The organism is Paenibacillus maysiensis, from assembly GCF_000520815.1.
Taxonomy (GTDB): Bacteria; Bacillota; Bacilli; order Paenibacillales; family Paenibacillaceae; genus Paenibacillus; species Paenibacillus maysiensis.
The window spans coordinates 1-6,552 of record NZ_ASRY01000257.1; the positions used below are offsets into that span (position 1 = coordinate 1).

Sequence of the window (6,552 nt, forward strand, 5' to 3'; positions counted from 1 at the left end):
GAACAGCTTCATGGCTTTCAGCCAAGCCGCACAGCAACTCCAGGCAAGAGGCAAGCGCCTCTTTGCTCTCAGTGTCAGCCAGCTCCCAGGCGTCCTCACCGATCAGCACCCTGCTAAAGCTGGAACCCGAGGTTGCCTGCGGCAGAAGCACTTCACCTACCCGACGCAGCGTCTCGGGATCACGTGCCATCCAGCCGATGGTGTCGAAGCTGGGGGCGAGCGGGATAACGCCTTTCTCGGAGACGATCCCATGCGTCGGACGCATTCCATAAACTCCGCAGTACGAAGAGGGCACACGTACCGATCCTCCCGTATCCGTTCCAAGGGCAAAGTCAGCAAGCCCTGCGGCGACGGCAACCGCCGATCCGCTGGATGAACCCCCAGGGATACGGTCCGGGGCCTTCGGATTCACCGGTGTTCCGTAATGGACATTTTCTCCGTTCAGGCTGAACATCAGCTCATCCGTATGAGTCGTGCCCGTTAGCCGCGCCCCCTGCTGTAGCAGCAGGCTGAGCGCTTCCGCGTGTTCCGCCGCCGGGCTGTGCGTCTCCAGCCAACACGGATTGCCCGCGCCGTTTGTATAATCACGGACAGCAAACACGTCTTTGACCATAAAGCTGAGTCCGCTCAGCGTTCCCTGTCCTGTCGGTTCAACCGTCACCTGGTGGTTTACAACGGCGTTCCATTGATCTTTCATCGAGTCACCCCTCCCATCCGCTCACCCTTCCAGAGGAGCCAGCTCTTCCGGTGTATTTCCCTCTTTATGGGCCACTGCCCCGTTCAGCTCCTCCACCAGCCAGGTGGAATCGGCGACGAAACCATAGCATTGCTTGATATTGTATAAGGTGGCTTCCAGGCAGAAGGCCGGGGAATTCGTTGCCGAGCAGTCCTCCAGAAGTATGCCGTCATATCCGAGGCAAGCCGCGTCCTGCAGTGTATGCATGACACACTGATCGAGATTTACCCCGGCAAACAAGACCGTCTGAATATTCAAATTGCGCAGGATGCTGTCCAGTGGCGTGTCCCAAAACCCACTCATGCGGTATTTATCCACATAAATATCATCAGGGGCCGCATCCAGACCGTCGACAATAGCCGCTCCCCAGCTGCCTTTCTCTAGCACCTTGGAGCCGTTCCCCGGTAACGCGTCCCCAATGCCGTTACCCCGTCCGTCCAGATTGTATACATGGAGCACGGATGGCGGCACGTTCATCCGGTCTTCACGGTTGCCCCAGTTCACCCAGATGACGGGCACACCCTCTTTACGCAGCTCAGGCAGCAGCCGATTCAGCCGACTGACCGGGTTCAGGAGCGGCGATGTATCGGCCCCGATGGAATCCAGCCAGCCTCCCGGTGTGCAGAAATCATTCTGCATATCGATGACAATGACCGCTGTATGCTCCAGATCAAATATGACTTCTTGCGGCTGTGCAGGAAGAGTTACGGGCTTGCCGTACTTTTGCGTCCGCCTTAGATCCACTAGCGTTTCGGACACTTGCCAATAGCTCTTTCGATTTCCAAGTTTGAACATATAAAGTCCCCTCATTTTTCTGAAAATTCTGGTTTGAGGCTATAAATACTTCGGTTCACACTCATGGCTTCATTAGATATTCGGCCGTGAACGCCTGGGTAACATCCTGTGCCTTCGTTAATCCTTTGCCCTTGATCATCTGATCCTGAAGGGTGCTCCAGCGTTTCTCTGTCATGTAACCGATACCGTTTGCCTCGGATTCCTTGTTAAGAATAAAGGGTTTTTCCTGCTCCGCCTCATAATTCATTGCTCCTACCGTCATATCCGGATTGTAGGTCTGAATGAACGGGTTTACCTTTTTATAGTTGTCAAGGTAGTAGCTCCAACCCTTCTGGCTTGCCTGCACCACAGCCTCTACGACATCGGGGTGCTTTTTAAGGTAGTCTTCAGTTGTAAAAAGAACATCCGCATAGTTCGCATAACCGGAATCGGCGATTTTCAGATAGTCCACCTCAACCCCCTGCTGGGAAAGCGCGTAAGGCTCGTTCGTGATGTAACCCTGATTCAGCGAATTGGGGTCATTGATAAAATTGACAAGCTGTCCGTTATACTTCATTTCTTTTACATCTGTCAGATTGTATTGGCTCTTGATATATTCCCAGTAAGGCACCGCTGTACCGATGTATACGGTTTTGCCGTTCAGGTCGGTGAAATCCTTGATGTTTTGACCTTTGTGGTACATAAGAACCTGCGGTGTGCTCTGAAAGCCGGCAAGGATGCCAACAACAGGGATTCCCTGTTCCCGCGCCTTCAAAATTTCATCTGCATAAGAGATGCCGAATTCGGCTTTGCCCGCAGCGACAAGCTGCATGGTTGACACCTCGGGACCTCCCGGCTGAATCGTCATGTCGATCTTCTTGTCCTTATAGTAGTTCTGCTGCAATGCCGCAAAATAGCCTCCATCTTCCCCTTTGGCGTACCAGCCCTCGATCAGTCTTACCTGCTTCAGATCTGTTCCGTCTTCCTCCTTCGCCGGGGCCGAGGATTCCGGAGCGCCGGAATTGGAGCATGCGCTCAGAAGCAACATGATCAAAGCTGCAGCCAGCAGCAGCCACTTCTTGTAACGTAAGTTCATAAGATGTTTGGACATGTTGGACCCTCTCCCGGTTCTGGTATCATTTCATTGCCGACTCATGCCAGGACTTCAAAAGCTTGTTCGATACCATGTTAATAATTAGGAAAAATGCTATTCCCAAGATGGATGCTGCCAAGCCGCAGGCGAACAGATAAGGAGTTTGCAGGCGGGTTGCCGCAACGGTAATCCCGTATCCGAGTCCACCCTGTCCGCCGCCAATGCCGGCAATGTACTCACCCACGATCGCTCCGACAACTGAACTGGTGCATGAAATTTTCAACCCCGCCATAATGTACGGGAGCGCCGCCGGAAATCGCAGCTTCCAAACGGTCTGTAGCTTGCTCGCATTATACAAATAGAATAAATTTTTCATATTCTGATCCGTTGAGTTCAATCCGATCAGCGTATTCGATAAAATCGGGAAAAAGCTGATCAGGAATGAGATGATCACAATGGCATTAATCCCCGCTCCGAACCAGATCACAATGATCGGGGCTACCGCTACGACCGGAATAGTCTGTAGGATAATGGCGTACGGATATACGCTTTTTTCCACCGTTTTGGACAGCGCCAGCAGAATGGCTAATGAAATGCCGAGCACTACACTAATCACAAAACCGATCAACGCCTCTACAATGGTTGTGCTTACTGACGTAATCAGATTCGTGCTGTTCTCGGCGGCCGCCGCCGCAATATCGGATGGCTTGGGCAAAATATACGGAGGCATTCCAATCATCCGCACGATGATCTCCCATCCGCCGATAAACAGGATAAACACCACAAATGGCGGCAGAACTTTCTTTAGCAGGCTCAGGACCTTATTCTCGCCTGCTGGATAACCGCTGCGGGCAATTTCCTTCGCGGAAGCCCGGATACCTACCGCCGTTTCAACGGCTGAACTGGCTGCCATCTCTTCCATTTTTCTTCCCTCTCCTCTCATTTCTGTCTATCAATGCTTCAGCACAGCGGACACGCTGCGTACATATTCACCGAATTCCGGACGTGTCCGGAATCCATCATCTCTCGGATAAGCAAACGGAATATCGATGATGTCCGAAATTTTACCGGGACGGGGCGTCATCACCACTACTCTTGTCGATAGAAACACACTTTCAAACACGTTATGCGTAATGAACAGAATCGACATCTTTTTGTCCTGTTCCCAAATATTCAGCAGTTCATCCTGTAGCGTCTGCCTGGTAATTTCATCAAGAGCGCCAAACGGTTCATCCATTAACAGCAACTTGGGTCTGGATATCAATGCTCGTGCAATCGATACCCTCATCTTCATTCCGCCTGACAGCTCACGGGGCAGCACCTTCATATATTCCTTCAGGCCTACTAGCTCAAGAACCCGCTCCCCTTCGGTAATACGCTCCTTCCTGGATACGCCGCGCAAAGTAAGAGGCAGGGTGACATTATCAATCAGCTTGGCCCATGGCAGCAGGGTATGCTCCTGAAACACAAAGGCAATCTCATTCTGCTTGCGCGCTTCCTTCGGTGAGGTGCCCAGCACGGACAGATGACCGGAGGTCGGTTCCGTCAAACCGGCAATCATATTAAAGATAGTCGATTTACCGCAACCGGAAGGGCCGACAAAGCAGAGAAATTCCCCTTCCCCTACATGCAGATCCGCATGCTGCACAGCTACAGTGCCATTGGGGTAGATTTTGCCGACATCATCGATAACAAGCATGGAACGGCTGTCCTTTTCGGCCGCAGCCTGTTGATTTTGGGTAAGCTGCATCTGAATTCCCCTCTTCTCTTTGAAGTTGTGTCCTATCATAAAGCTAAAAAATATGAATGTAAATATTTCTAACATAATTTTGGTTTTAAATCTAACAAAAAGGACTACTTGTTGGTTAAAAAACAAAATTTCCAGTTGAAATGTTAACTTATATTACATAAAAGAGACGAAAAGGATTGCATAAAATTGAGGGAAGCCTATATAATTGCTTAAAAAGTTACGTCGTGTCCGGGAACTGAATCATATACGCATCATTTTGGGAGAGTGATTTGACATGCATTTAACTGTAGAAGATGCCTTGATGGTCTATCCATTATCGGAAGGGAAGCTGGCGGCTGGTATAAAGGGAATTTTTCGAACAATCACCTCCATTAATTTGATGGATGCCCCGGATGTGATCAATTGGATAAAGGAAGGGGAGCTGCTGCTGACTACGGCTTATGCGATTAGGGATTCACCCGAGGAATTTGTCAATTTACTGCAAAAGCTGAATGAACGGGGGGCCTCTGGGCTGGGCATCAAGCTTGGCCGCTACTGGGCGGAAATTCCTGAGATTGCCCTGCTTGAAGCCGATCGTTTGAGCTTCCCCCTGATTGAGTTGCCTTTTGAATTCACCTTCTCCGAGCAGATCACTGCTCTTTTCCAATCCGAGTTCCAACGTGATACCCGCCGATTGAATGAATTGCTTGAAACGCAGAAGAAGCTGGTTGATTTTGCGATGCAGGCGGATGAGTACACCAATTATTTTCAAAGCATCACCAGCATTTTGGGACATCCTGTAGCCATCGTCTCCTCCGAGGGACAGGCCTTGTATAACGTGACAAGCTGTTCCGAAATAGAGCTGTTGAGTCACTGGCCCTGGCATCAGGACAATCGGTTTTATAAGGCAGCCAACAACCTGTTGTATCGGGTCCACCTGCTGAAAAACGGAAAATCATACGGTTACTTGCTGGTTCAGATCGAAAATCTGCAGGAAGCACATGATATGGAGGGCATTTTTCACCAGGCTGCCGTTATTCTTTCCTATCATCTGGAGATCATCTGGAATCAAGAGGCTTCTGCGGCGGGCAGTCGTCTTGGTGCGGCCATGGAGCGTTACTTGAAGGGAAACACTTCTCGGGAGACGGTTCTCGAATTTGCGGAAGCGTTGGGAAGCACATTTTGGAGCACTCCCTACGTATGCATGATATCCTCCACAGGAGCTGATACATGGGACTATGAAAGTCAGCGCCGCAGACTAAGGGAGATTCAGGATAAGCTTCAGGACCACCCAAAGACGGCCTCCTTGGAATCTCATCATTTCTATGTGATGAACCGCGTATATTCCCTCTTTCCCATTTCGGAAGAAGAGGCCAAGAAGCGCAGGCAGTATGAAAATTCCGCGCGTTTGTATGCGGATTTGATGCATGCATGGGACCACGGAGCAGGAGCAAGGACATGTTACATCAGCAAAGTCAGGACGGGTATGGAGGAGTTTATCGACGGCTTCCGGGAGTGTGCCGAGGCCGAGAGAATCAGTACGGAGCTCGGTTCAAGCGAACCGATTGTCATGTTCGCCGACCTGGAATTCATTTATCTCTTCAAGCATATTCCGAAGCAGGTCATGAGCAGGTACTGCTCTTATTTGTTCCGTCCACTGCTGGACAAGGACGAGGAATATGCCGGCGAGATGATGCACACACTTGAAGTCTACTTCGCCAACAACGGCCAGGTGAATGAAACCGCGCGTGAGCTGTTTATCCATCGCAACACGGTGCTGTACAGGCTGGAGAAAATTTCGGGGCTGCTGAATCTGGATTTGAAGAATACTGACCACCTGCTGCTGTTAAAGCTGGGGCTTATGTTTAGACATTTGATGCCGCACGACAGGCAGGCTTGATTTGAAAATATCTACAAGAAGGGTATCCCGTAGAAGCCTTCCGACTGCAGAATACCCTTTCACTTCTTCTTTATTGCGGACATTGTGGCCGATTGTAACATAGCTGGCTTTGTCTGCTTTGCAAGGATAAGAATATGCAGTGGTGCTCCAAGCTTCCCCTTAACCAGTTGTTCTGTAATGCCCATCTATTATTAACATCAGAATAAATTTTTTTACGAGTTACCCTCTCTTTATATATAGATCTAGTCTGTATGGGTCGAAAGTTACAAAAAGGTTCATTTTTCTGCTTCTTCGCTAAAGTGAATGTTAGATGTCTGTTT

At 49.9% G+C, this 6,552-nt stretch carries 6 protein-coding genes; 1 reads left to right on the top strand and 5 read right to left on the bottom strand.

The window, feature by feature from the left end; translation table 11 throughout:
• From L696_RS0117700 to L696_RS0117720, 5 genes are all read right to left on the bottom strand, one after another.
• On the bottom strand, positions 1-697 hold a 697-nt coding region (locus L696_RS0117700), incomplete at its 3' end, for an amidase family protein (RefSeq protein ID WP_025684826.1).
• Between the two features lie 21 nt (positions 698-718).
• On the bottom strand, positions 719-1,531 hold the full coding sequence (locus L696_RS0117705; RefSeq protein WP_025684827.1) for a cysteine hydrolase family protein: 813 nt from the start codon (positions 1,529-1,531) through the stop codon (positions 719-721).
• 61 nt (positions 1,532-1,592) lie between these two features.
• A complete protein-coding gene (locus tag L696_RS0117710) occupies positions 1,593-2,621 on the bottom strand; it encodes an ABC transporter substrate-binding protein (RefSeq protein WP_025684828.1) in 1,029 nt (342 codons plus the stop codon).
• Between the two features lie 25 nt (positions 2,622-2,646).
• Positions 2,647-3,525, bottom strand: a complete 879-nt coding sequence (locus L696_RS0117715; RefSeq protein ID WP_025684829.1) for an ABC transporter permease — start codon at positions 3,523-3,525, stop codon at positions 2,647-2,649.
• Between the two features lie 30 nt (positions 3,526-3,555).
• Entirely contained in the window at positions 3,556-4,353 is a 798-nt protein-coding gene (locus L696_RS0117720; protein WP_025684830.1) for an ABC transporter ATP-binding protein, read from the bottom strand.
• A gap of 274 nt (positions 4,354-4,627) precedes the next feature.
• On the opposite strand from L696_RS0117720, the gene L696_RS0117725 reads away from it, so the two are divergent.
• Positions 4,628-6,232, top strand: a complete 1,605-nt coding sequence (locus L696_RS0117725) for a PucR family transcriptional regulator (RefSeq protein ID WP_025684831.1) — start codon at positions 4,628-4,630, stop codon at positions 6,230-6,232.
• Positions 6,233-6,552 lie beyond the last annotated feature (320 nt).

What these genes read in the sequence shown, in the direction of transcription:
- L696_RS0117705 (WP_025684827.1), bottom strand. Translation starts at nt 1,531, where the DNA reads ATGTTCAAACTTGGAAATCGAAAGAGCTATTGGCAAGTGTCCGAAACG.
- L696_RS0117710 (WP_025684828.1), bottom strand. Translation starts at nt 2,621, where the DNA reads ATGTCCAAACATCTTATGAACTTACGTTACAAGAAGTGGCTGCTGCTG.
- L696_RS0117715 (WP_025684829.1), bottom strand. Translation starts at nt 3,525, where the DNA reads ATGGAAGAGATGGCAGCCAGTTCAGCCGTTGAAACGGCGGTAGGTATC.
- L696_RS0117720 (WP_025684830.1), bottom strand. Translation starts at nt 4,353, where the DNA reads ATGCAGCTTACCCAAAATCAACAGGCTGCGGCCGAAAAGGACAGCCGT.
- L696_RS0117725 (WP_025684831.1), top strand. Translation starts at nt 4,628, where the DNA reads ATGCATTTAACTGTAGAAGATGCCTTGATGGTCTATCCATTATCGGAA.